Raw genomic sequence first — 249 nt, forward strand, 5'->3', positions numbered from 1 at the left:
ATACCCAGCGACTGTCGCCCTATTAAGACTCGCTTTCGCTACGCCTCCCCTATTCGGTTAAGCTCGCCACTGAATATAAGTCGCTGACCCATTATACAAAAGGTACGCAGTCACCCAACAAAGTAGGCTCCCACTGCTTGTACGCATACGGTTTCAGGATCTATTTCACTCCCCTCTCCGGGGTTCTTTTCGCCTTTCCCTCACGGTACTGGTTCACTATCGGTCAGTCAGTAGTATTTAGCCTTGGAG

1 rRNA gene is annotated in these 249 nt (G+C 50.2%); it reads right to left on the reverse strand.

The annotated features are described in order from the left end of the window. Positions 1 to 249 (reverse strand): 23S ribosomal RNA (locus ACYP2A_RS25770); the annotation flags it as partial.

The sequence above is a fragment of the Pseudomonas sp. 3A(2025) genome (assembly GCF_054589175.1).